Source organism: Bariatricus sp. SGI.154, from assembly GCF_050313795.1.
Lineage (GTDB): Bacteria > Bacillota > Clostridia > Lachnospirales > Lachnospiraceae > CAMBRQ01.
Genome location: NZ_JBNPMC010000049.1, coordinates 1 through 25,720 on the forward strand (window position 1 = coordinate 1; position 25,720 = coordinate 25,720).

Consider the following 25,720-nt stretch of genomic DNA (forward strand, 5'->3'; position numbering starts at 1 on the left):
AACTAATTATTCTGATTCGAGTATACAATAGGAGGCTGCGGGTGTCAAATAGGGCTTGTATTTTAAGATGCATATGTTATGATGAAAAGCAGGTAAAATTGAGATTATAATAAAAAGATCAGGGCAAGGAGAGAAAGTATGATGAAGCCATATTTCCCTATGTTTGTAGATATATCCAGAAAAAAAATAGTTGTAGTTGGCGGAGGGAAGATTGCTCAGAGAAGGGTGGAGACGCTTCTTGGTTTTGCTGAGGATATTCTGGTGGTGGCACCTGAGATTACAAAAGAAATCAGAGAGTTATATGAAGCAGCACGTATTCAATGGGTGGAAACATCATATCATACAGAGATGCTCCAGGGTGCTGATATGGTGCTGGCTGCAACAGATGATGCGCAGTGTAATGAACAGGTTGTAGAAGATTGCCATGAGAGAGGAATATTGGTAAATGCTGCGCATAAGAAGGAATTATGTGATTTTTATTTTCCAGGAGTTGTTAAGAAGGAGAACCTTGTGGTCGGTATAACTTCCAGCGGCTTGAGTCATAGCGAGGCCCGACAGGTACGAGAGCAGATAGAGAATGCCTTGGATTCATTATCCCCGCTCTCGCTTCCGAACGATACTCCCTAATATATCCCCAATCTCTCGTGATTCCACATATATCTGATAATAAGCCTCATTGATATCCTCCAGATAATGAGCATCCGAACTACTGATGATATTACAATTCAGGAAATAAGGATGTTCCCTTTGTATACGATGAAGTTCCTTATATGAATGAATCTCCGCGCAGGAAAAGGTACTGTCCGGTGGGACAAAGCCCAGATTAGATAGAATGCTTGTGGTAGATTTGTCAATGTGGGCGGGATATGCAATGCCATGGTAGGATTCGACTAATTCGAATACATGGTCAAAAGAGATATCGGTAGCGCTGATTAACAGTCGTTCCACAGTGCCCGTTATCTCGTCATTCTCATCCATGATCTGTTGTTTGCCGAAGATATCTTCCCGGTTGGTAATCGGAAGGATATGGTCATAGACATAACTGTCAAAAGCCATTGCATCTGCCAGCGTAGGGAATAGGCAGACTACATGAACTTCTTCAGAAGTGGTTAGTTCCATTCCGGGGATTACGGTTACGCCATATGCTTCTCCGTGTTTCATAACTGCCGGGCAGTTTTTGCAGGAATTATGATCCGTCAGTGCAATCACATCCAGCCCCTTGATAGCCGCCATACCCACAATATTCGCAGGAGTCATGTTATCATCGCCGCAAGGAGACAGGCAGGAGTGCAGATGCAGATCATAATACAGGGGGATCATGCGAATAACTCCTGGATCTTAAGGGCGGCATCAAAGATTGGAAGGTCGGTTGTAAAGACGGTAATTCCTTCCCTTTCGGCACAGGCAAGATCGTCTGGCAATAATTGAATTCCTTCTGCCAGGATAATGCAAGAGATGTCCGTAAGTGAGGCAACTGCAAGCGTATTCTTATTGCCCATGACAGTGACCCATGCACCCTCGGCAGGAGCCTTGCTCATGGCGATGCTTAGAAGATCGCAGCAGAATACCTTGGAGATATTCTTAGAGGGATCTCCAGTTACTTTAAGTGAAAATATTCCAGCATCAATTAATGTCTGTATAGTCATATCATTATCGCTCCTTTTTATCTAATTCAGTTGTAAGTTTGTAGATATAATCTTCCAGCAGATCCATGGATTCACTGGAATGATTGCCGCTCAGTTGTAAGGACTGTGTCAGGAAGAAGATATCTTTTGATAAAGTATTAATATACTCGTGGAATGCGTAGATACAGTCGTTCTTCGTTGCATCCCCGCGTATAATATCTTCTGCCAGCGCCCGGCATGTCGGGGCGCCGCAGGAACCGCAATCCAGACCTGGGAGTTGTTCGGTCAGTTCTTCGATCAGTCCCATCATTTCAAAACTTTCACGGAAGGATTTGCCAAGCCGGAAAACAGGTTCATATTCCACATAGGAAGACCATTGATAATCAAGATCCTTGTAGTCGTCTGAATCGTCAGAGTGGGTTCTGGCTACGGGCAGATCTCTATGAAGCTGCTTGGATTTGGCAGTAGCAACGTATGGATTCTCTACGGTCAGAGGTCCGCCTACGCAGCCGCCATTGCAGGCATTCAGTTCTACAAACTTCAGTCCGTGGAATTTCTCGTCTTCCAGATCGCTTAAGACTCGCAGCGCACTCATAATACCGTCACAGGCAAGATAATTATCAGTAATCAATCCGGCGGACTCGCCGCCGGCATTGCTCCAGCCGATTCCGATGCGTCCGGACATGGAGAGTGGTTTTAGTTTTGATTCATCATGAGTCATATGCTTCAGCAGAATCGGATAGACTTCTTTGATTGCAAGTACCTTGTCGATTTCACTCTTTTCAATGCCCAGAGGTGATTTTACATAAGTAACTTTTGAAGGGCAGGGAGAGATGAAGAAGATACCGATGTCTTCTGATTTTAATCCTGTCTTTTCTATGGCTCTTTTTCGTGCAATCTCAGCAGCCACTTCCACAGGCGGCTTCAGAGGAAGCAGCCTTGGAATCAGTGTCGGAAATTTAACACGGATAAGTCTTACGATTGTGGGACATGCCGTACTGATAAAGGGAGCATCTGCTTCGTGTTCCTGAATATAAGTGCGGGATGCCTCAGAGACAAGTTCCGCTGCGGCACTTACTTCGAAGACGTCATCAAATCCCATCAAGAGTAATGCATTTAAAACAATGTCAATATTATTTAAATTGTTGAACTGTGTATATAAGGAAGGAGCCGGCAGTGCAACTGTGTATGTAAATTCCTGAATCTCATCAACAGAATCATAGACTGCCGTCTTGGCATGATGCGGGCAGTATCTAAGACACCGGCCGCAGTCGATGCAGAATTGCGGAGTTATCTTGGCTTTTCCATTATGTACCCGTATTGCCTGCGTGGGGCAGTATTTGATACAGTTGATGCAGCCTATGCAGGCGCTTTCATCTAATTGTACGGAATGAATGAATTTGTTCAAGCGTCTCCCTCCCAGCGGTTTATATGTGTATATCCATCGTGACTGTTGTACCGATTCCTACGGTAGAATCAATCTCCATGTGATCAGAGTATTTCTTCATGTTAGGCAGCCCCATTCCGGCACCGAAGCCAAGAGCACGTACCTCTTCCGGCGCGGTGGAATAGCCTTGCTCCATTGCCTTGTCAATGTCCGCAATTCCCGGACCGGTATCGGCAAGGATCATGCGGATATTGTCTGCGGATATCTCTACGGTAATCGTGCCTCCGTTGGCATGGATTACCATGTTGATCTCTCCTTCATACATGGCGATTGCGACTTTACGTATGATATTATTGTCAAGCCCCATCATCTTCAATTTGTTCTTTACATCGCTGCTGGCTTCGCCGGCGCGGGTAAAGTCATCGCCAGAGATGGTGTAGTTAAATACCAGATTTTCGTCCATCTGATTTATGCACCTCCAAGTAATCCATTGCTGTATAGTATGCCGCATGCGGTAAACATGCCATGACCTGTACAGAGTATGACAATCTCTTTGTCTTCTGCAAGTGCCAGTATGTTCTGGTCTGGAATTTTATTTCTGACGAATATAATACAGACGATGTCAAGCATCTCGGCAGTACGGACGACCTGCGGATTGCAGAGTCCCGTAATTAATGCAGAATGCTCATCGGCATAGGCAAGAACATCACTCATCATATCTGAAGAAAATGCATACCGGACTTCCCGGTCCAGGCATTCATTGCCGTAGAGGACATCTGCATCTAATAAGTTTTTGATTCTCTCGATTGTCATAAATACCTCCTTAAGTGGATAGATTTATTTTATTAAGTATAGCATCCGAAAAAATAGAATTCAACCGAAAATTGTATAAAATACACAAAAAATAGATGGGAAAATTGAAAATTTTTTAACAATTCGATAGTGAATTAACAAACAAAGTTGTCGGAAAATTAACACAATTAGTGACAGAAATTTATAGATTTTTGAAAATTTGTATGATAAAATGAAGACTAATGGAACATGTTTTTACAAACGTCACCAAAAAATAATACATATAAGGGAGGTAAAGTTACAATGCTTTCTAAAAAATCAACAGTTCAGTTCAATGGAACAGAAGCACAGGAAAAAGAACTGTTAGAGATGATTCATGAGCTGAAAGATGAAAAGGGCGCTCTGATGCCGATGATGCAGCGGGCGCAGGATATCTATGGCTATCTGCCTGTGGAAGTTCAGAAGATCATTTCTGATGAGACGGGGATTCCGTTAGAGAAGATCTATGGAGTTGCCACATTCTATTCCCAGTTTAATTTGAATCCAAAGGGACGTTATCGCATCTCTGTCTGTCTTGGTACAGCCTGCTATGTAAAAGGCTCCGGAGATATCTACAATAAACTGATGGAAAAACTGGGAATCGTTGGGGGAGAGTGTACTCCGGACGGCAAGTTTTCTCTGGATGCCTGTCGCTGTGTAGGCGCCTGTGGTCTGGCACCGGTTATGATGATTAATGATGAAGTGTACGGCCGGCTTACAGTAGATGATATTGATGATATCCTGGCAAAGTATGAATAGCCTATGATGACAGAGATCGCATTGAATGTGCTGGATGTTGCGGAGAATTCTGTAAGGGCGGATGCCAGTTACATAGAGATTGATATTGCAGCGGACACGAAGAAAGACGTTCTGGAAATTATAGTGAGAGATAATGGATGTGGAATGAGTAAAGAACAGGTCAAGAGGGTAACGGACCCATTCTACACTACAAGAACAACTCGGAAAGTGGGCTTGGGGATACCTTTTTTTAAGCAGGCAGCAGAGAGTACGGGAGGAAGTTTTAAGATTGAATCCCGTGAGAATGAGGGTACCTGTGTAAAAGCAGTATTTGGCCTGTCGCATATCGACAGGATGCCTTTGGGCGATATCAACTCAACAATCTATACGTTAGTAGTATTCAATGAAGCAATCGATTTTCATTATAGATATTCATATGACGGCAGAGAATTCGTGTTTGATACAAAGCAGATGAAGCAGATATTAGGAGACTTGTCTTTCCAGAATGCGGAGGTATCACAGTTTATCAGGGATTATCTGGATACCAATAAGGCAGAGGTGGATGGCGGTCAGACATTATAAGAATATGACTTAAAGGGAGGAAGACTATGAAATCTCTTGAAGAATTAAAAGCGATTAGAGAAAGAAATCAAGGAAAAGTCGGTGTCCGTTCTGAGAACGAGACGCAGACAAGAGTGGTTGTAGGTATGGCAACCTGCGGAATTGCAAGCGGTGCAAGACCGGTGCTCACTGCTCTTTCGGATGCGGTGCAGAAAGAATTCCTGACAGAGAAGATCAGCGTAACACCAACAGGATGTATCGGATTGTGCCAATATGAGCCTATCGTGGAAGTGTTAGAACCGGGCAAAGAAAAGGTGACTTATGTGAAGATGAATCCTGAAAAGGCGATGGAAGTGTTCGAACAGCATCTGAAACAAGGTCAGATCGTAAGCAAATATACATTGAATGCTGAAAATTTATAGGTAAAGGAGGTATAAGACTATGTATCGTTCGCATGTTTTGGTATGTGGTGGAACAGGATGTACTTCCTCTGGCAGCCAGAAGATTAGAGAGAGATTAGAAGAAGAGATTAAGAAGAATGGGTTAGAGAATGAAGTCGGCGTTGTTAAGACCGGATGTTTTGGTCTATGTGCGTTAGGACCGATCATGATTGTTTATCCGGAAGGTTCCTTCTATGCAATGGTGAAGGAGGAGGATATTCCGGAGATTGTATCGGAGCATCTGTTAAAAGGAAGAGTGGTAACACGTCTTCTGTATGATGAGACGGTAAAAAGTAATGAAGAGATTCTCCCGCTTCAGGAGACTCAGTTTTATAAGAAACAGCACAGAGTTGCGCTTCGTAATTGTGGTGTGATCAATCCTGAGAATATTGAAGAATATATTGGTACGCGTGGATATGAGGCACTTGGCACTGTCCTGACGACGATGAAACCGGAAGAAGTGATCCAGGTTATCTTAGACAGCGGACTGCGTGGACGTGGAGGCGCTGGTTTTCCGACCGGATTAAAATGGAAATTCGCGGCAGCGAATGCGGCAGATCAGAAATATGTCTGTTGTAATGCCGACGAGGGCGACCCAGGTGCATTCATGGACCGTTCCGTTCTGGAAGGCGATCCGCACGTAGTATTGGAGGCAATGGCAATCGCCGGATACGCAATCGGCGCTTCCCAGGGATATATCTATGTGCGTGCAGAGTACCCGATCGCCGTAGAGCGTCTGAATATTGCTATCGGACAGGCGAGAGAGTATGGATTATTGGGCAAGAATATCTTCGATTCAGGATTTGATTTTGACATCGAACTTCGTCTTGGCGCGGGTGCATTTGTATGTGGTGAAGAGACGGCACTTATGACTTCTATCGAAGGAAACAGAGGAGAGCCTCGTCCGCGTCCTCCGTTCCCGGCATTAAAAGGATTATTCCAGAAACCTACGATTCTGAACAACGTAGAGACTCTGGCAAATATTCCTCAGATCATCTTAAATGGCGCTGACTGGTTCGCATCTATGGGAACAGAGAAGTCCAAAGGAACGAAAGTATTTGCCCTGGGCGGCAAGGTTAAGAATACAGGTCTGGTAGAGATCCCGATGGGAACTACCCTTCGTGAAATCGTAGAAGAGATCGGCGGAGGCATCCCGAATGGCAAGAAATTCAAAGCGGCTCAGACAGGTGGACCATCCGGCGGATGTATCCCGGCAGAGCACTTCGATGTTCCGATTGATTATGATAACCTGATTGCAATCGGCTCTATGATGGGTTCCGGCGGATTGATCGTTATGGATGAAGACACCTGTATGGTTGATATCGCAAAGTTCTTCCTGGAATTCACCGTAGATGAATCCTGTGGAAAATGTACACCATGCCGTATCGGAACCAGACGTATGTTGGAGATCTTAGAGAAGATCACGAATGGTCAGGGAACGATGGAAGACTTAGATAAATTGGAAGATCTGGCAGCACACCTGAAGTCCAACTCCTTATGTGCGCTTGGACAGACCGCTCCAAACCCGGTACTTTCAACCTTACGTTACTTCAAAGATGAATACATAGCACATATTGTGGATAAGAAGTGTCCGGCAGGTGTCTGTAAGGCATTGCTATCCTACAAGATTGATGCAGACAAGTGTAAAGGCTGTACCTTATGTGCAAGAACCTGTCCGAATGATGCAATCGTTGGCTCTGTCAGAGAACCACATATCATCAACCAGGATAAGTGTGTTAAGTGCGGCGCTTGTATGGAAAAATGTCGTTTCGGTGCTATCTATAAAGAGTAATGGAGGATGGAGAATATGGAAAATATTAATCTTAAAATCAATGGCCTTGATGTATCCGCTCCTGCAGGTTCTACTATCCTTGAAGCAGCTCACCTTGCAGGAATCAAGATACCAACCTTATGTTATCTGAAAGAGATCAATGAAATCGGCGCATGCCGTATGTGTGTCGTAGAAGTGAAGGGTGCCAGAAACTTGGTGGCAGCCTGCGTACATCCGATTAACGAGGGGATGGAAGTATATACCCATACACCGAAGTTGATCCAGTCCAGAAAGAAGACGTTACAGCTTCTTCTTTCTAACCATGATAAGAAATGTCTGTCTTGCGTAAGAAGTGGAAACTGTGAATTGCAGCAGCTTTGCCGTGAATATGGAGTAGATGACGAGCATTTCTACGAGGGTGAGATGAATCATTATGAACTGGATGATTCTGCAGCTCATATGATTCGTGATAATAACAAATGTATCTTATGCCGCCGCTGTGTTGCTGTCTGTGAGAAGACACAGGGAATCGGCGTAATCGGTCCAAATAATCGTGGATTTGCTACCATGATCGGCTCACCGTTTGGAATGGGCTTAGGTGAGACCAGTTGTGTATCCTGTGGTCAGTGTATCGCTGTCTGTCCGACAGGCGCGCTGTATGAAAAGGATTATACACAGCAGATCATCGATGCGATTGCTGATCCGGAGAAATATGTGGTAGTTCAGACGGCACCTTCCGTACGTGCAGGACTTGGTGAAGAGTTCGGCTATCCGATGGGAACAGACGTAGAAGGCAAGATGGCAGCTGCGTTAAGAAGACTTGGATTTGACAAAGTATTTGATACAGATTGGGCAGCAGACCTTACGATCATGGAAGAAGCAACCGAGTTCCTGCATCGTGTACAGAATGGCGGAGTACTTCCGATGATTACTTCTTGTTCACCAGGATGGATCAAGTATTGTGAGCATTATTTCCCGGATATGACAGAGAACCTGTCAAGCTGCAAGTCTCCGCAGCAGATGTTCGGTGCGATGCTTAAGACATATTTCGCTGAGAAAGAGGGCATTGATCCGGCGAAGATCGTATCTGTCAGTGTAATGCCATGTACGGCGAAGAAGTTCGAAATCGGCAGAGATGACCAGAATGCGGCAGGAGTTCCGGATGTGGATATCGCGATCACAACCAGAGAACTCGCAAGACTGATCAAACGCTGTGGTATTGATTTCACCTCACTTCCGGATGAAACATTCGATGATCCGATGGGAGAGTCCACAGGAGCAGGTGTTATCTTTGGTGCAACCGGCGGTGTTATGGAAGCGGCTCTGCGTACAGCGGTAGAGACATTGACTGGTGAAGAACTTGCATCCTTAGATTTCGCAGATGTGCGTGGTACGGCAGGAATCAAAGAGGCTACTTATAATGTGGCTGGAATGGATATCAAAGTTGCAGTCGCATCAGGACTTGGTAATGCAAGAGAACTTCTGAACAAGGTAAAATCAGGAGAGGCAGAGTATCACTTTATCGAGATTATGGGATGTCCGGGCGGATGTGTTAACGGTGGCGGACAGCCGCAGGTATCTGGCGATGTGCGTAACTTTACGGATGTACGTGGAATCCGTGCAGGAGTACTGTATCGCAATGATGCGGCGAAAGCAATTCGTAAGTCACATGAGAATCCGGCAATTAAGAAACTGTATGAAGAGTATCTTGGAGAGCCGGGAAGCCATAAGGCACATGAGACATTGCATACTACTTATGTGAAGAGAACTGTGAATTAGAGTGTGAATTAGTTTATGAAGAGGGGATGGCGAAGGGGACGGCATAGAGGATAGGTATGGTGGTTCATATCCGACTCCAATCGCCTACAATCCGTAAGTTCAAGAGAGGCAGAAAATCAGGAATCGAATGTATTCGCCGAAGAAATCTGATGATTTTTCGGCTCAGACATTCTTGAATTCTGTGCTTGTGGCACAGAATTCATCCGGATTTTCTGTCTCTCTCTCACTAACGGATTGTACGGCTTTTCTACGGACATGAACCACCATACCTATCCTCTATGCCTGTCTTCCTCGTGTGTGACTCTTGACAAAGCGGGGATTCTGGTGGGAGCGCGAGGGAAGCGGTGCTGGTAAAGGGCATATGGCAGTAGTATAGTGGAACTATAGGTGATTGTGTGAGGAGGGACTGGAATATTTGTGTATTATGGCAAGTGCTGTTGAACTCCCAGGGGGCTTGCGTAAGAGCCGATTTAGAAAAAGAGATTTATAGCAGATTGCCTTGTGATAGAATTGGCGGTTTGATATAATGAAAGAAGATAATGTGGAACAAGGGGGCGTAGTAATGACGGTGGAGAATCATGGAATTGCAAAGGAAAAAGCAATGAGCCGTTTGCGTGATCTTTTGGTATTGCAGAAGCAGGTAGAAGAGAAGTTTGGAGAGGATGGATATAACGTTTTTGTCTTTGGAAGTTATCTGACTGTAGGATATGAAGAAGGACGAAGTGATATAGATATTGCTATATATTCGGAAGATTTTCGGACATATAAACGGTTATCGGCATATTTAGAAGAATATTTTAAATTTAAGGGAGTTAATAGTGATATTTTTTATATAGATACAACAGTGGAGGCACCGATTTATTGTGCTCCGCTGAAGTCAAAAGTGCAGTTTACGGATTATTTTCCGAAGAAACTGGTTGAGTTTCGTGAGAAGTGTCAGTGTAAGTTAGATGAAAGTAAAGCGAGGATAATGACGTGAAATTCAGTGAAGAGATTCTAAAAGAATTTGATTTGGAGCCGCAGGTGGAAAGAGAACCTGTAAATGTGATGAAGATTGAGGAAATGCTTCGATTCATGAAACTATGTGCAGAAAGAATTATTAAAAAAAGCGAAATCTATCGACTGACAAATGATGTTGATACGCAGATGGATTGTATGGATATTGTTACGGTGAAAATTAATGATTTTACACAAGTATTTAGGGATTTGTTGATTTTTATGAGGAAGGAGGAAGGAACATATAAGGGTGGCAATTCATTACGATATTGTATGACCAGTTATGATACGTTTGAATTTCAACAGACAGAAGTAGAGGAGATTTTCTTGCGCGAATTATTATTAAGGAATGAAATTACACATGATTATTTTAATCGAGAAATGCATCTGCAAAAGTTGATTTGGATTATGATAAATTGTAGTGAAGGTGCAATGGATGTATATTATAATATCAATGAATATTGTGTAAAGCATGAATTGTTAGATAAATATACGGAAAGTTCTGGTGGACAAATGTTATAGAAATAATGTGCGAATAAAGGAGGACGAGATGAAGGTTCTGATATGTATTGGGAGTTCTTGCCATGTGCGGGGGTCTAGGCAGGTAATCGAGACATTTACCAGGCTTGTGAAAGAGCATGGAGCGGAGGCGGAGATTGTGCTGAGCGGTTCTTTCTGTATGGGAGCCTGTTCAAAGGGCGTGAGTGTGAAGATTGGGGACAGAGTGTATCATGTGAAGCCGGAAGATGCAGAAGATTTCTTCCGTGAGGTGATCTTAGAGGAGGCAAAGAAGTGAGGGTAATTGATTTTAAAGATGCAAGTTGCAAGCATTGTTATAAATGCGTGCGTCACTGTGAAGTGAAGGCGATTTCTGTAGAGAATGAGCAGGCACATATTATGAAAGACCATTGTATCAATTGCGGGCATTGTCTGGAGGTCTGTCCGCAGAATGCGAAGACATTTGCCAGTGATATGGATCGTGTGAAAGGATATCTGAGGCAGGGAATGAAGACGATCATATCCATTGCGCCGTCTTACCTTGGGGTATTGGAATATGATAAGCCGGGACAGGTTGTGGATGCGCTTAAGCGGCTGGGATTCTATGAAGTGCGTGAGACGGCAGAAGGTGCGGCTCTGGTGACCAGAGAGTATCGGAAACTTTTGGCAGAGAAGAAGATGCCTAATATTATAACTACCTGCTGTCCAAGCGTGAATGATCTGATTGAGAAATACTACCCATCTCTGGCACCGATGATGGCTCCGGTGGTATCGCCGATGATTGCACATGGGCGTTTGATTAAGGATATCTACGGTGAGGATGTGAAAGTTGTATTCTTGGGTCCTTGCATTGCCAAGAAGGAAGAGGCAATCGGGGATGAGAGGGTAAGAGGTGCGATTGACGCAATCTTGACATTTGAAGAGATCGTAAAATGGTGGAGAACGGAAGGGATTGATATTCACCAGTGTGAAGATCTTCCTATGGGGAATCCGAGTCCTAAGGTCAATCAGCTTTATCCGATTAGTGGAGGCGTTATTACCTCTGTGTTGGCAGGCATAACGGATGACCAGTATTATAAAGTACATATAGATGGGCTGAAAGCCTGCATGGAATTATTCGCAGAACTGGAAAAAGGAGAAGTGAGCGGATGCTTTTTCGAGGTAAATGTCTGCGAGGGTGGTTGTATTAAGGGACCGGCTTCAGATAAATGGCAGCAGTCCCTGATTAAGGCGAAGATGGATCTGGAAGGTCAGGTGAAGCATCGCGAAGAAGCAGATGGAATTGATGGAAGGAATATTGTGTTGTACAAAGAATTCCGTGATCGCGGCGTGCATGATAAGCAGCCTTCCGCTCAAGAACTCCAGATAGTGCTTCGTGCAATGGGAAAATATACGAAAGCGGATGAGTTAAACTGTGGAGCATGTGGATACCCGACCTGCAGGGCGAAGGCAATTGCAGTATATCAGAAAAAGGCAGAGATAGGAATGTGCCTGCCTTATGCGGTTGCACAGGCAGAATCCATGTCGAATATTGTAATGGATGTAACGCCTAGCATGATTCTGATTATTGATAAGGATATGCGAATCCGTGAGTGTAATAAGAAGGCACGGGAACTGCTGGGAGTATCCAGAGAAGAAGCATTGGAGCGTTATATCTTTGAATTTATTGATGATAAGGATATTGCAGATGTTCTGGCGACAAAGAAGCAGATTATTCATAAGAAACTGAATCTGGACACGATGAAATTAAAAGTTGTAGAGAGTATCATCTATATTGACAGCTTGGAGTCTGTACTGGTAACCTATCAGGACATTACCAGGGAAGAAAAGGCGAAGGAACAACATTATAATCTGAAGATGGAGACGGTAGAGATGGCTCAGAAGGTTATTGATAAACAGATGATGGTTGCCCAGGAGATTGCAGGATTGTTAGGAGAGACGACAGCAGAGACAAAAGTAACCTTGTCAAAACTTAGAGATTCGATTCTGTTTGAAGAGGAAGATTAATATGAGTGTAAGTGTAGATATATCCTGGAAGAGTCTGAATAAGCATCATGAGGAATTATGCGGCGATAAGGTGGAAGTGCTGAAGACCGAGGATTCGGAGATTGTGATACTGGCAGATGGAATGGGAAGTGGAGTGAAAGCGAACATTCTTGCAACGCTGACTTCGAAGATTCTGGGAACCATGTTTCTGGAAGGGGCTTCTATTGAAGCGTGTGTAGAGACGATAGCGAAGACGCTTCCGGTCTGTAAGGTGAGAGAAGTTGCCTACGCGACGTTTAGTATTTTGCAGATCTTTCATAGCGGAGAGGCATATCTGGTAGAATTCGATAATCCCCTGTGTGTATTTGTCAGGGATGGAAAGATCGTGGATTACCCATATCAGGAAAGAGTGATTGAAGGAAAGACGATTCGGGAGTACCGGTTTCAGGTGAAACTTAAAGATTGCTTTGTGCTGATGAGTGATGGCGTAATCTATGCCGGAGTAGGCGAACTGCTGAATTTTGGATGGACGTGGGAGAGTATGGCGGAGTATACGCTGAAATGTACCAAGCAGACTTTATCAGCCTCCCGTCTGGCAGCCATGTTGAGTCAGGCATGTGATGATCTCTATGGTCAGAAACCGGGAGATGACACCACCGTTGCGGTAGCAAGAGTCATAGAACGTCGGATTGTCAATATATTTACAGGTCCTCCGACGCATAAAGAAGATGATGAGAGAGTGGTTCTTGATTTCATGAAGCAGGAAGGTAAGAAGATTGTCTGTGGCGGTACCAGTGCGAATATCACAGCCAGAGTTCTGAAGAAAGAGATCGTAACATCCTTGAATTATGCAGATCCAACAGTTCCTCCGACTGCTACGATTGAAGGTCTTGATCTTGTGACAGAAGGCGTGCTGACCATAGGAAAAGCATTGGGACTGTTGAAACGCTATGAACAGGATGAGTTTGATGAGGCATTCTTTGATGAACTGGATGCGGATAATGGAGCGGCAAAACTAGCGAAACTGATTATAGAAGAGTGTACGGAATTGAATCTATTCGTTGGTAAGGCTATGAATGTGGCGCATCAGAATTCCAATCTGCCGTTCGACCTAAGTGTCAGGATGAACCTGGTGGAGCAGTTGAAGGAGTGCGTGGAGCATCTGGGGAAGAATGTGAATGTGAAGTATTATTGAGAAAATGTAGTGGTCGAAAGTGTACGGCGCAAGTGGAGGAACTTAGCGGTCGATGGCCGTATCATAAGCCTTAGAATACGGCCATCGATCGCTAAGTTCCTCCACTTGCGCCTGGCGCTTCCTGGCACTGTGGATTTTCTCGATGGGAAGATACTGGTGTGGGTGTGAAGGAGAGTATAGGGATGTGATGATGTCGAAGCGTGTCGAGAAATTAAGGTAATTCCTTGGACGTTGGAGGCTGACTTTTGAGGGAGTGCGTGTTATAATTTGAGCAAGCATTATTTTCTAAATATTTTATGTGACGAAGTCATTCTATTTTCTTATAATTTTATAATCTTAGAAAATCCGATGCTTAATTTACAGAACTTGAAACAGCAGAGAGGATTTTAAGAGCAAGAAGAGGGTCCTCTTATTAGAAAAAAGGGGACAGTTGATGACAGGAGAACAGAAGATTGGTAAATCGAATTCGAAAGTATAGTCGGGTGATGCCTTTTGCAGAAGCAGTCGAATGTGCAGTGGATGAATGTATTAATGAAGGGATTTTGGGAGATTTTTTACGGAAGAATAAGGATTTCTTCCCTTTTGGCGCCTAAATAGTGGCCGAATTTCTTATGGTAATATAAAACGATATAAGTAGATATAAGTAGATATATGGAAATATACTATACAGATGGCATAATATAGGCATACAAATCGACGAATGGAGTTTATGGAGGTGATGAAATTAATGAAACAAGTTATTCATATATATGGTGCTTCTGGTTCAGGAACTTCTACCCTCGGAAGATATATCAGTGAAAAACTAGGGTATTTTTTTATGGATACAGACGATTATTTTTGGGAACCAACCAATCCACCATATACAACAAAACGAAATCTTTCTACTAGAATTAAATTAATGAGAGAAGATATAGAACGATATGATAATGTAGTTATCTCTGGATCCCTTGTAGATTGGGGGGATGAATTAATACCTCTATTTACATTAGCAATTCGTGTTGAGACCGATACTAATATTAGACTAGAAAGATTAAAGACAAGAGAACGAGAGAAGTATGGCTCCCGAATTGATATCGGTGGGGATATGTATGACAATCATGTAGAATTTATTAACTGGGCTGCTTCCTATGATGATGGTGGAATAGATATGAGAAGTAAATTGAAACATGATGATTGGCAAAAGCAACTGATGTGTCCTTTAATATTAGTGGACGGAAGTATGCCGATAACGAAAAATTTTGAGGTAATAAAAATAAAAATGTAAGTTTGTTTAAGAATATGCGATATTCCCAACAAGTTCGTCTATAAAATCAATAAAAATATTTTGTAAATAACGTAGAATACGTGAGAGAACATTAAAACATCAAAACATCCGGAGGAAATTGCCGGCGTTAGGTTCTGTAGAGTGATGTTTCTCTCACGTATTGGGATATCTGTTATGAATTGTTTGTTATCTTAATCTTTCCAGCGTTGTGTAGAATTCCGGATAGGATACGTCTACGCATTGGCTGTCGTTGATCTGGGTCTCGTCGGTTGCAATCAGGGCAGCGATGGAGAAGACCATGGCGATGCGGTGGTCAAGGTGGCTTTGGATAGTGACTCCGTGAAGAGGAACGCCGCCTTCAATAATCATTCCGTCATCTGTTGGGATAATATTGCCACCCATTGCCTGAAGATTTTTTGTGGTTGTGTCGATTCTGTTTGTTTCTTTTACCTTTAATTCAGCAGCATCTTTGATAATCGTCGTGCCTTCGGCACAGGCTGCCATGACTGCAATGATCGGGATCTCGTCGATGAGTGTAGGTATGATGCTGCCCTCAATGGTAGTTCCGTGAAGGTGGCTGTATCGCACGAGTAAGTCAGCGGTCGGTTCTCCGCCGGCATTTTTTTCGTTTAGATATGTGATATCGGCGCCCATATCCTGGCATACTTTTAAGATTCCGGCGCGGGTTGGGTTGATGCCTACATTCTGAATCAGTAATTCTGAACCGGGAACCAACAGACCGGCAGCGATAAAATAAGCGGCGGAAGAGATGTCTCCTGGCACTTGAATCTGCTGGGCATAGAGTTCCTGGCACGGTTTAATGTATGCAGTGGCAGTGCCGTCTGTGTGAAGGAGCGAAGATACATCTGCGCCGAAACTTTTTAGCATAAGTTCCGTATGATTTCTGGACAAGGCAGGCTCTGTTACGAATGTCTCGCCGTCGGCATAGAGTCCTGCAAGGAGAATCGCAGATTTCACCTGTGCAGAAGCAACCGGAGACTGGTAGTTGATACCGTGAAGTGTGCCTGGTTCAACTTTAAGAGGAGCGCAGTTGTTGTTATGTATGCTGGTAATATGTGCGCCCATACTATTCAGCGGTGTCATAATCCGTCTCATTGGCCGTGAATTTAAGGAATCATCTCCGGACATGACGGAGGTAAAGTCTTGACCTGCAAGAATTCCGGACATAAGCCGGGTGGTAGTTCCACTATTTCCGACGTTCAATGTTTCATTAGGAGCAGTAAGTCCGTGTAATCCTTTGCCGTGAACCAGAATACGGTCAGGCAGTTGTTCGATATTCACGCCCATTTTCCGAAAGCAGTCGATGGTAGACAGACAGTCTGCGCCTTCCAGAAAATGAGTGACTTCTGTTGTTCCAAGTGCAATGGAACCAAACATAATGGAACGATGGGAGATAGATTTGTCTCCCGGAATCTGAATTTCTCCTCTAAGGTTTGATGTTGGCTGTATTATTTTAACGCTCATAGACTATGTACCTGAATTTCTGCAATACTTCTGCGGCTTTTTTGGAAGAACTTTCGTCGTAGAATTCAATACGCAGAACCCCTTCTTCAAATTCTCTGTTATGTACAATCCCGATATTCTTAATATTCAGGTTGTTGGAAGCGAGGATGGTAGCAATCGCTGCGATTCCACCTGCCTCATCAATAATGTCACAGTATACCGCAAATAATTTCTTAATTGGTCCTGCAGAGGATTCCGGAATAGAATTGCGGTAATTTTTGGAGGCATCAAAAAGATCGTAGATGCCTTGTTCATCTTCCGTGTCGATCAGATTCTTTGCCTGTTCAAGTGTCTGTATATATTCAGAAAGAATCTGAGATATGTTATCTTTGTTCTTCAAACAGATATGCTGCCACATGGTTGGTGAAGAGGAAGCGATTCGTGTGATATCCTTGAATCCTCCGGCAGCCAGATTCTTCATCAGTTCATCCTTTGTATCCGTATCCCGGACAAAATTCACCAGGCTGGCTGCAATGATATGCGGAAGGTGGCTGATTGTCCCTGTAACATAATCATGGTCATTGTAATCCAGAACAATTGGAAGTGCCCGCAGCGACTGAACAAATCTGGTATACTTCTCAATCTTTTGCTGCGATACCTTTTTGGTCGGAGTCAGTACATAATAAGCATTTTCAATCAACATAGCTTTAGAATTAATGTATCCACTCTTTTCAGACCCGGCCATTGGATGTCCTCCGATGAAATACGATTCAATCCCAAGTGCTTCCACTTCTTTATGGATACTTGTCTTAACACTTCCGACATCCGTCAGGATACAGTCATCATGAAGATAACATGTAAGCTGCTTAAGGTAAGCCGTATTATAAGATACCGGCGCACATAAAAATATATAATTACAATGGTAAAAATTATCATCAATCGTAGTTGCAGCCACATCGATCATAGACTCCTGCGTTGCCAGCGCTAAAGTCTCTTTACTCTTATCAAAGGCCACAATCTCATAGTCAGGATAATACTGCCGTATCGCTTTCACGATCGATCCGCCAATCAATCCCAGACCAATAAAACCAATTTTCATTTCCTGTCTTGCCTCCTTAATGTCAATCAAATTTATTTTAAGCGTTCGGCCTCGTTTTGTCAATACTATGCCGCTTTAAAGTGAAAAAGCAAGTAACAGTTCGACCCGCGCCATTCGCAAAACGCATCTACGATGCTTCTCCGCTGCTACGCAGCTATTTTTGCTCATAAAAAGGCGCTCCGCTCATAAGCCGGATCGTGTGTTCATTCATGCAAGCATGATTCACCCACAATCCGGCTTATGGCTGAACTGTTACGCAATATTTGTAAATAATGCATAAAAGAGTTGTAATGAGCCTTTTTTTTTAGTACAATGTAAACATGAGATTTTACCAATAAGGAGGCAGCAAAATATGAAGGTTTACAGAACGGACGAAATCAGGAACGTGGTCCTCTTAGGACATGGCGGATGCGGCAAGACAAGTCTTGTTGAGGCTATGGCTTATGTGTCAGGAGCAACAAATCGTATGGGCAAGATTGCAGACGGGAATACGATTAGTGATTTTGATAAAGAAGAACAGAGACGTGAATTTTCAATCAGCACAACTTTAGTACCGATCGAGTGGGAAAAAGCGAAGATTAATGTACTGGATACACCAGGATATTTCGACTTTGTGGGAGAAGTTGAGGAAGCAGTCAGTGCAGCAGATGCAGCGGTTATCGTAGTATCCGGTAAGGCTGGCGTAGAAGTAGGAACGGAAAAAGCATGGGCACTGTGTGATAAGTACAACCTGCCGCGTATGGTCTATGTAACAGAGATGGACGTGGATGATGCAAGTTTCCGCCAGGTTGTACAGGATCTGACTGACAGATATGGCAAGGTTATCGCACCACATTTCCAGCCGATCAGAGAGAACGAGAAACTGGTAGGATATGTTAACGTTATTAAGAACGCCGGAAGACGTTATACAGGAATCGGACAGAGAGAGGAATGCGAGATTCCGGATTACTGTAAGCCGAATCTTGAGATCTACCGTGAGAAATTGTTAGAAGCAGTTGCAGAGATCAGCGATGAATACATGGAGCGTTATTTCGCAGGAGAGGAATTCTCAGTAGAAGAGATCCGTGCTGCAATGCGTACGGAAGTTATGGAAGGAAGCATCGTTCCGGTTGCTATGGGATCTAATATCCAGGCACAGGGCGTTGCGAACCTCTTATCTGATATTGTAAGATTCTTCCCAAGCCCGGATTGGAGAGAGTGTGCAGGAATTAACCGTAAGACTAATGAGATCTATGAGGCAAATTATGATTTTGCCAAGGCAAAATCCGCATACGTATTCAAGACGATGGTAGACCCATTCATTGGAAAATACTCTTTCGTTAAAGTTTGCTCTGGTGTATTGAAGGGAGAAGATGTCCTCTATAATGCAGATACAGAGACAGACGAGAAACTTGGAAAGATCTATACAATGGTTGGAAATAAGCCTACAGAAGTAAGCGAGTTATTTGCAGGTGATATCGGAGCCATTGCAAAACTTGCTAATACTAAGACGGGTGATACCCTTTCCGCAAAGGGTACTCCGGTTCTGTTCGGTAAGACAGAGTATTCCAAACCATATACATATATGAAGTATGCAACTAAGAATAAAGGGGATGAAGATAAGGTATCCCAGGCGCTTCAGAAGATGATGGCTGAAGATGTAACCCTGAAGGTGGTTAATGACAGTGAGAACCGTCAGACTTTGATCTATGGTATGGGTGATCAGCATCTGGAGATTGCAGTAAGCAAACTTGCAGAGAGATATAAATGTGAAGTCACATTAGAGACTCCAAAGGTTGCATTCCGCGAGACGATCAAGAAGTCATCCGATGTAGATACGAAGTATAAGAAACAGTCCGGCGGACATGGACAGTATGGTCATGTTAAGATGAAGTTCACATCTTCCGGTGATCTTGAGACACCGTATGTATTTGAAGAGACTGTAGTGGGTGGTGCTGTTCCGAAGAACTACTTCCCGGCAGTAGAAAAAGGTCTTCAGGAATCCGTGCTTAAGGGACCTTTGGCTGGATATCCGGTAGTTGGCGTGAAGGCAACTCTGTACGATGGATCTTACCATCCGGTAGATTCTTCAGAGATGGCGTTCAAGACTGCTACAATCCAGGCATTCAAGAAAGGCTTCATGGAGGCAGGACCGGTTCTGTTAGAGCCAATCGCTTCTATTAAGGTTGTGGTTCCGGATGATTATACCGGAGATGTCATGGGCGATCTGAATAAACGCCGTGGCCGTGTGCTTGGTATGAATCCAATCGCAGGCGGATATCAGGAGATTGTTGCGGATATTCCGATGACAGGTGTATTCGGATACTGTACAGTACTTCGTTCTATGACAGGGGGAAGAGGTACGTATTCTTATGAATTCGCACGTTATGAGCAGGCTCCATCTGATGTTCAGGAAGCAGAGATTGCGAAGAGAGCAGCAGAAGAATAATCAGAATAATAACTTGGAAGAAAAGCCCGTAAGGGCTTTTTTTCTTAAGACAAAAGTGCTATAATCTCTTTGCTGTAATAAAAGCGGATAAAAATACAGAGAGATATGGATGAGGATCAGGAAAATGAAGATAGTAATAATTGGCGATGGAAAAGTAGGACATAAGTTGACTCTCCAATTGTCAGAAGAAGATTACGATATTGTTTTAATTGATCAGAATGCAGGAAAGTTAAAAGAAGCACTTAATCAGATGGATATCTTCTGCATTACTGGAAATGGTGTGGATGTAGAGGTTCAGAAGCAGGCAGATGTTCCACATGCGGATTTGGTGATCGCATGTGCTTCAACAGATGAGATGAATATGTTAAGTTGTTTGCTGGCGAGGAGGCTAGGAGCGAGGCATACGATAGCGAGAGTGCGCAATCCGATTTACTATAGGCAGATTGATATATTGAAGGAAGACCTGCACTTAAGTATGGTAGTTAATCCTGAATTGATTGCGGCGAACGAGATAGCCAGAATCCTTCTGTTCCCTGCAGCAAGCAAGGTAGAGACCTTTATGAAGGGAAGGGTAGAACTGGTAGAACATGTCTTGAGAGAGGAAAGTCTTCTTGAGGGGCTGTCTCTGGTAGAGATCTACCAGAAGTTTCAGATCAAGATTCTGGTGTGTGCTGTTAAGAGAGGGAATGAAATCTACATACCGGATGGTGATTTTGTTTTGCGGAAGGATGATCGTCTGCACATTGCGGCGGGGCATCGGGAACTGGAGATGTTCTTCAAATCCGTAGGACGTAAGCGAGTAAGGGTAAAGAAGGTGTTAATCTTCGGTGGCGGCAATGTATGCTTCTATCTTGCGTCCCAGTTGATCCAGATCGGTATGCAGGTGAAGATTATTGAAAAAAATAAGGAGAAATGCGAATATCTGTGTGAGGCATTGCCGAAAGCCACAATCATCCATGGGGATGCAACAGACCATGATTTGTTATTGGAAGAAGGAATCCGGGAGGCGGATGCAGTTGTTGCCTTGACTGGAATGGATGAGGAGAATATTATTACATCTTTATTTGCAAAGACCCAAGGTGTGAACAAGATTATTGCGAAGGTCAATGAGGATTCCAGGGCACAGATGGTGGAGGGGCTTGGAATTGACAGTATTATATCAGCAAAGAGTGCGGCGGCAGATGCGATTGTGAATTATGTAAGAGCAAGAAGGAATTCTTACAGCAGCGCGAATGTTGAGACGATCTATCGTCTGTTGAATGGCAAAGTAGAAGCGATGGAATTCATTATTAAAGAGGAATGTAGTTTTACGAATGTTCCTTTGAAAGATCTGCCGACAAAGCCGAATCATCTGATTGCCTGCATTGGCAGAAAGAGAAAGATTATTATTCCAGGTGGAGATGACCATCTGGAGGTTGGCGATAGCGTGATTGTAGTTACGAAAGATCATATCATTAATAAATTTACGGATATACTTGCATAGGAGACGGGAAAAAGGTTATGAATACGAAAATGATACGATATATATTGGGTAAGATGCTGGGAGTCGAGGCTGTGCTTCTTTTGCTTCCGGCATCAGTAGCCCTTATTTATCAGGAGTTTAGCGGAGTGTTTTTTTTGGTCCCGGCAGCAATTCTGTGCGTAGTTTATCTGTTAACGGGAGTTAAGAGACCTGAAAACAGAACAATCTATGGAAAAGAAGGCATGATCATTGTCGCTGGTGCCTGGATTCTGTGGTCATTATTTGGAGCATTGCCATTCTCGCTGTCGGGGAGTATTCCGAATTATGTGGATGCAGTCTTTGAGACGGTATCTGGATTTACAACAACGGGATCTACGATTTTGACAGATATTGAGGCGCTGCCGAAAGGGATGTTATTCTGGCGAAGTTTTACCCATTGGGTAGGCGGCATGGGAGTGCTGGTATTTGTTATGGTTCTGACAACATTGGATAAGAAGAGTTCCATGCATCTGATGAGAGCTGAGGTTCCGGGACCGGAGAAGGATAAACTCGTGCCAAAGAGTTCATCTACGGCGAGAATTCTTTATGGTATGTATCTGGGGATGACAGCAATCGAAGTGATTCTATTGATGTTTGGCGGCATGAATCTGTATGACAGCCTGATTTTTTCCTTCGGAACGGCAGGAACAGGCGGATTCGCGAACTATGCTGCCAGTGTCGGACATTTTAACAGTGTTTATATAGATAGTGTGATCACGATATTCATGATACTATTCGGTGTAAACTTCAATCTATACTTTTTCCTATTGCTTGGTGATCGCAAAGCAGTGTGGAAGAATGAGGAATTAAGAGCATATCTGTTGATCATATTTGCGGCAGCTACGGCGATTACATTGAATATCAGTTCGCAGTATCCGAATCCGCTCAAAGCATTCCGATATGCGATCTTCCAGGTGGCGTCTGTGATTACGACGACTGGATATGCGACAGCGGACTATACGGTATGGCCGATGTTCTCACAGTGTGTTCTGCTGTTCCTGATGGTAATCGGAGCCTGTGCGTCTTCGACCGGAGGCGGCGCTAAAGTCGCAAGGGTTCTGATGGTGTTAAAATGTATTAAAAGAGAGATTATGCAACTGGTACATCCGAAGGCGGTTAGCATTATCCGGGTAAATGGCAAAAAAGTGGGACCGGATATCTTAAGAAGTCTGTATATCTATATGATGGCATACATGGGACTTATCATGGGATCAGTACTGTTAGTGTCACTTGATAATATGGACTTTGGTGTTACATTCAGTTCGGTTCTGACAACCGTGAATAACGTTGGACCTGGAATTGGAGCCGTCGGGCCGAATGGAAGTTTTGCGGATTTCTCGCCATTGTCAAAATTGATATTCTGTTGTGATATGCTGGCAGGAAGACTGGAGATATTCCCATTCTTAATGTTGTTCACTGTGTCAGCATGGAACAGGAAGTTTTAAGTGGCAATTGCTTTGGCAGATTGATGATCATATTCAGGAAATGGAGGTATTATGAAAGGGAAAAGAAAGTTATTAATTGCAATTATCGTGATATTAGCGGCAGGAATCTATTATTATGCAGCATTACCTGCAGTGAATATCCATTCTTCGGATACATGGTTTTTTGTAATCTTTTTACTGGCAGTTCTGGCTGTTGTCTATGCGGTACGTAAGAAACTTGGCAAAAAAGAATTGACTCAGAGTAAGATCATGAAGGGCTTCGGAGTCGTGATTCTGGGGCTTGGAATTATCTATCTGGTAGGAGCGCTGCTGTCATCACCAATCATTAATGCGAAGAAATATCAGAAACTGATGGAAGTAGAGGAAGGCGAATTCACGGAGGATATAGAAGAACTTTCTTTTGACAAGATCCCTCTTCTGGATAAGGATACGGCAGAGATTCTTGGCGACCGTAAGATGGGAAGCATGGTAGATATGGTGTCGCAGTTTGAGGTGGATAATATCTACAGTCAGATTAATTATCAGGATAATCCGGTCAGAGTATCACCTCTAAGATATGCGAATCTGATTAAGTGGTTTACCAACCGTTCCAATGGAATTCCTGCGTATATCCGGATCAATATGGCGACTCAGACGACGGAACTTGTGAAACTGGAGGAAGGAATCAAGTATACGACCAGTGAGCATTTTAATCGGAATATCTATCGTCATCTACGTTTTGCACATCCTACTTATATATACGGAGAATTGAGTTTTGAGATTGATGACAATGGGGTTCCATATTGGATTGCACCAGTGAAGAAGTTTAACATCGGTCTGTTCGGTGGCGAGACGGTTGGCAAGGTGGTGCTTTGTAATGCTATCACCGGAGATACTAAGACCTATAAGATAGAAAATGTTCCGGAGTGGGTGGATCGTGCCTATTCAGCGGATCTATTGGTACAGTTGTTTGATTATTATGGAACACTGAAGCATGGATTTTTCAACAGTGTCTTAAGCCAGAAGGACTGTCTGGAGACGACGGATGGCTACAACTACTTGGCATTAGATGATGATGTATGGATGTACACTGGTGTGACATCTGTGAACGGCGATCAGTCGAACGTTGGTTTCGTATTATCGAATCAGAGGACTATGGAGACAAAGTATTATAAAGTGGAAGGTGCTACAGAGGCATCAGCCATGTCTTCGGCAGAAGGACAGGTGCAGAATCTGAAATATACGGCGACATTTCCGCTGCTTTTAAATATTGCAGATGAGCCGACGTATTTCATTGCTCTGAAAGATGATGCGGGACTTGTGAAGAAATATGCGATGGTAAATGTTCAAAAGTATCAGATCGTTGCGATTGGTGATAGTGTGAGCCAATGTGAGGATAATTACCTGGAACTTCTGCTAAGCAATGGAGTCAAAGAGGTAGAAGAAGATACGCGAGAAGTGAAGACGATTACAGGCAAGATTACGAAGATTGCCCAGGCGGTATTGGAGGGAACTTCTCATTACTATATCATGGTGGAAGAATCAGAGGATATATTTGATATATCGGTTGTTGATTTTATCGATGTAGTCCGCTGCGAGGTGGGACAGGAGATTACCATGGAGTATAAAGAGGATAAGAAAGCCAATACAGTGATGTCTTTGGAGATTCAAAAAGGACAGACGGAGAAAGCAGAAGAAGAGTAATGGAATTAAGCATATTATTAGCAGAACAGATCACAGCCATGTTTTTAACCATGGCTGTTGGTTATGTAATAGTAAAAATAGGATTGTTCAAAACAGAAGACAGTAAAGTTGTATCCAACCTGGTTGTATATATTTTCTCTCCATGTACCATCATTAATTCGTTCCAGATCGAGCTGACGCAGGATAAGATACAGGGACTTGGGATGGCAGTGCTCGTATCCATTGTTGTGCATGCTGCGATGATAGTTCTTACCAGATTGCTCGAGAAGCCGCTGGGGCTTAACAGTATCGAGAAGGCATCCATTATATACACGAATTCCGGATATCTGGTTATTCCATTAGTGTCAACTGTGCTTGGAGAGAAATGGGTATTCTACACGACTGCATTTATTACAGTGCAGACGGTGCTTGTGTGGACACATGGAGTGAGTCTTGTGAACTGTGGGCATGAAAAGGATTATAAGAAGATATTCCTGAATCCCAATATTATTGCTACGGTGATAGGTCTAATTCTTTTTATGGCAGAGATCAGGCTTCCGGTGGTGATTGATAGTTGTATCAGTGGATTCGGCAACATGATAAGCCCTGCCAGTATGCTTGTAATTGGTATGGTGATTGGCAATGTTGACCTTCTGTGGGTATTCAGGCAGAAGAGAGTGTATCTGATCTGTTTCCTTCGATTAATTGCGTATCCCCTGATCGCAACGTTCTCGTTTGCGGCGCTTGGGCATATGGGATTCCATCATGATACAGAGTATATTCTGCTGGTTGTTCTCTGGGCGACCATAGCACCTGCGGCAGCCATGATTACTCAGATTGCACAGATTTATAATCGGGATGCAAAATATGCCAGTGTGATTAATGTGATGTCTGTCGTGTTTTGTATTGCGACCATGCCGTTGATTACGTTGTTGTATGAGTCCATGTTCTAAGTGGGAATTTAGTTCTTTAAGAGTTGTTTGAGAGTGTACGGCATAGAGGGGGAGATGGGGTGGTTCAGTATCGGCTCCAGTCGCCTACAATCCGTAA

The 25,720-nt window shown here is 43.5% G+C and carries 25 protein-coding genes; 18 read left to right on the top strand and 7 right to left on the bottom strand.

Annotated elements, in window-relative coordinates:
* The first annotated feature begins 138 nt into the window (after nt 1–138).
* Complete coding sequence (locus ACQRBN_RS15865; protein ID WP_427740016.1) at nt 139–627, top strand: precorrin-2 dehydrogenase/sirohydrochlorin ferrochelatase family protein; 489 nt, start codon at nt 139–141, stop codon at nt 625–627.
* On the opposite strand, the gene ACQRBN_RS15870 is transcribed toward ACQRBN_RS15865, so the two are convergent.
* The 5 genes from ACQRBN_RS15870 to ACQRBN_RS15890 are packed head-to-tail and all read right to left on the bottom strand — an operon-like array spanning nt 592 to nt 3,825.
* Nucleotides 592–1,320: a PHP domain-containing protein gene (locus ACQRBN_RS15870; protein WP_427740017.1), complete on the bottom strand. Its 729-nt coding sequence runs from the start codon at nt 1,318–1,320 to the stop codon at nt 592–594. The genes ACQRBN_RS15865 and ACQRBN_RS15870 overlap by 36 nt on opposite strands.
* Complete coding sequence (locus ACQRBN_RS15875; protein ID WP_427740018.1) at nt 1,317–1,646, bottom strand: hypothetical protein; 330 nt, start codon at nt 1,644–1,646, stop codon at nt 1,317–1,319. Before ACQRBN_RS15875 ends, ACQRBN_RS15870 begins: the two co-directional genes overlap by 4 nt.
* A 4-nt stretch (nt 1,647–1,650) precedes the next feature.
* Complete coding sequence (locus ACQRBN_RS15880; protein ID WP_427740019.1) at nt 1,651–3,033, bottom strand: [Fe-Fe] hydrogenase large subunit C-terminal domain-containing protein; 1,383 nt, start codon at nt 3,031–3,033, stop codon at nt 1,651–1,653.
* Nucleotides 3,034–3,052: 19 nt separating this feature from the next.
* Nucleotides 3,053–3,475: an ATP-binding protein gene (locus ACQRBN_RS15885; RefSeq protein ID WP_427740020.1), complete on the bottom strand. Its 423-nt coding sequence runs from the start codon at nt 3,473–3,475 to the stop codon at nt 3,053–3,055.
* A 5-nt stretch (nt 3,476–3,480) separates the two neighbouring features.
* Nucleotides 3,481–3,825 (bottom strand): DRTGG domain-containing protein, encoded by a 345-nt coding sequence (locus tag ACQRBN_RS15890; protein WP_427740021.1) that lies wholly within the window; start codon nt 3,823–3,825, stop codon nt 3,481–3,483.
* A gap of 282 nt (nt 3,826–4,107) precedes the next feature.
* Here ACQRBN_RS15890 and nuoE point away from each other — a divergent pair, with 282 nt between their 5' ends.
* The 12 genes from nuoE (at nt 4,108) to ACQRBN_RS15950 (ending at nt 15,071) form a co-directional block, all read left to right on the top strand.
* The gene (nuoE, locus tag ACQRBN_RS15895; RefSeq protein WP_427740023.1) at nt 4,108–4,602 is read left to right on the top strand and encodes an NADH-quinone oxidoreductase subunit NuoE; all 495 of its coding nucleotides are present in this window, start codon (nt 4,108–4,110) and stop codon (nt 4,600–4,602) included.
* A gap of 3 nt (nt 4,603–4,605) precedes the next feature.
* A complete protein-coding gene (locus ACQRBN_RS15900) occupies nt 4,606–5,163 on the top strand; it encodes an ATP-binding protein (RefSeq protein WP_427740024.1) in 558 nt (185 codons plus the stop codon).
* Nucleotides 5,164–5,189: 26 nt separating this feature from the next.
* Entirely contained in the window at nt 5,190–5,564 is a 375-nt protein-coding gene (locus ACQRBN_RS15905; RefSeq protein WP_427740025.1) for a (2Fe-2S) ferredoxin domain-containing protein, read from the top strand.
* Between the two features lie 19 nt (nt 5,565–5,583).
* The gene (gene nuoF, locus ACQRBN_RS15910) at nt 5,584–7,374 is read left to right on the top strand and encodes an NADH-quinone oxidoreductase subunit NuoF (RefSeq protein ID WP_427740026.1); all 1,791 of its coding nucleotides are present in this window, start codon (nt 5,584–5,586) and stop codon (nt 7,372–7,374) included.
* A gap of 15 nt (nt 7,375–7,389) precedes the next feature.
* Entirely contained in the window at nt 7,390–9,132 is a 1,743-nt protein-coding gene (locus ACQRBN_RS15915) for an NADH-dependent [FeFe] hydrogenase, group A6 (protein ID WP_427740028.1), read from the top strand.
* Between the two features lie 526 nt (nt 9,133–9,658).
* Nucleotides 9,659–10,111, top strand: a complete 453-nt coding sequence (locus tag ACQRBN_RS15920) for a nucleotidyltransferase domain-containing protein (RefSeq protein ID WP_427740029.1) — start codon at nt 9,659–9,661, stop codon at nt 10,109–10,111.
* Nucleotides 10,108–10,650, top strand: a complete 543-nt coding sequence (locus ACQRBN_RS15925) for a hypothetical protein (RefSeq protein WP_427740030.1) — start codon at nt 10,108–10,110, stop codon at nt 10,648–10,650. Before ACQRBN_RS15920 ends, ACQRBN_RS15925 begins: the two co-directional genes overlap by 4 nt.
* A gap of 7 nt (nt 10,651–10,657) precedes the next feature.
* A complete protein-coding gene (locus ACQRBN_RS15930; RefSeq protein ID WP_427740045.1) occupies nt 10,658–10,924 on the top strand; it encodes a (2Fe-2S) ferredoxin domain-containing protein in 267 nt (88 codons plus the stop codon).
* A complete protein-coding gene (locus ACQRBN_RS15935) occupies nt 10,921–12,633 on the top strand; it encodes a [Fe-Fe] hydrogenase large subunit C-terminal domain-containing protein (protein WP_427740031.1) in 1,713 nt (570 codons plus the stop codon). The genes ACQRBN_RS15930 and ACQRBN_RS15935 overlap by 4 nt, the downstream gene beginning before the upstream one ends.
* A 1-nt stretch (nt 12,634) precedes the next feature.
* Nucleotides 12,635–13,807, top strand: coding sequence for a SpoIIE family protein phosphatase (locus ACQRBN_RS15940; protein WP_427740032.1), 1,173 nt, complete (start codon nt 12,635–12,637; stop codon nt 13,805–13,807).
* Nucleotides 13,808–14,259: 452 nt separating this feature from the next.
* On the top strand, nt 14,260–14,400 hold the full coding sequence (locus tag ACQRBN_RS15945; protein WP_427740034.1) for a hypothetical protein: 141 nt from the start codon (nt 14,260–14,262) through the stop codon (nt 14,398–14,400).
* A gap of 125 nt (nt 14,401–14,525) precedes the next feature.
* Nucleotides 14,526–15,071: an AAA family ATPase gene (locus ACQRBN_RS15950; protein ID WP_427740035.1), complete on the top strand. Its 546-nt coding sequence runs from the start codon at nt 14,526–14,528 to the stop codon at nt 15,069–15,071.
* A 186-nt stretch (nt 15,072–15,257) separates the two neighbouring features.
* Here the strand turns inward: ACQRBN_RS15950 and aroA are convergent, their stop codons facing one another.
* Together aroA and ACQRBN_RS15960 are read right to left on the bottom strand one after the other, a co-directional pair.
* Nucleotides 15,258–16,556, bottom strand: a complete 1,299-nt coding sequence (gene aroA / locus ACQRBN_RS15955; RefSeq protein WP_427740037.1) for a 3-phosphoshikimate 1-carboxyvinyltransferase — start codon at nt 16,554–16,556, stop codon at nt 15,258–15,260.
* Nucleotides 16,546–17,634 (bottom strand): prephenate dehydrogenase, encoded by a 1,089-nt coding sequence (locus ACQRBN_RS15960; protein ID WP_427740038.1) that lies wholly within the window; start codon nt 17,632–17,634, stop codon nt 16,546–16,548. The genes aroA and ACQRBN_RS15960 overlap by 11 nt, the downstream gene beginning before the upstream one ends.
* 352 nt (nt 17,635–17,986) lie before the next feature.
* Here ACQRBN_RS15960 and ACQRBN_RS15965 point away from each other — a divergent pair, with 352 nt between their 5' ends.
* The 5 genes from ACQRBN_RS15965 to ACQRBN_RS15985 all read left to right on the top strand — a co-directional run bounded on the left by ACQRBN_RS15965 (nt 17,987) and on the right by ACQRBN_RS15985 (nt 25,623).
* Nucleotides 17,987–20,062, top strand: coding sequence for an elongation factor G (locus ACQRBN_RS15965; RefSeq protein WP_427740039.1), 2,076 nt, complete (start codon nt 17,987–17,989; stop codon nt 20,060–20,062).
* Nucleotides 20,063–20,171: 109 nt separating this feature from the next.
* Nucleotides 20,172–21,545, top strand: coding sequence for a Trk system potassium transporter TrkA (gene trkA / locus ACQRBN_RS15970; protein WP_427740040.1), 1,374 nt, complete (start codon nt 20,172–20,174; stop codon nt 21,543–21,545).
* A 17-nt stretch (nt 21,546–21,562) separates the two neighbouring features.
* On the top strand, nt 21,563–23,008 hold the full coding sequence (locus ACQRBN_RS15975) for a TrkH family potassium uptake protein (protein WP_427740041.1): 1,446 nt from the start codon (nt 21,563–21,565) through the stop codon (nt 23,006–23,008).
* Nucleotides 23,009–23,059: 51 nt separating this feature from the next.
* Nucleotides 23,060–24,691, top strand: a complete 1,632-nt coding sequence (locus ACQRBN_RS15980; protein WP_427740042.1) for a CvpA family protein — start codon at nt 23,060–23,062, stop codon at nt 24,689–24,691.
* Complete coding sequence (locus ACQRBN_RS15985; protein WP_427740044.1) at nt 24,691–25,623, top strand: AEC family transporter; 933 nt, start codon at nt 24,691–24,693, stop codon at nt 25,621–25,623. Before ACQRBN_RS15980 ends, ACQRBN_RS15985 begins: the two co-directional genes overlap by 1 nt.
* Nucleotides 25,624–25,720: the final 97 nt, after the last annotated feature.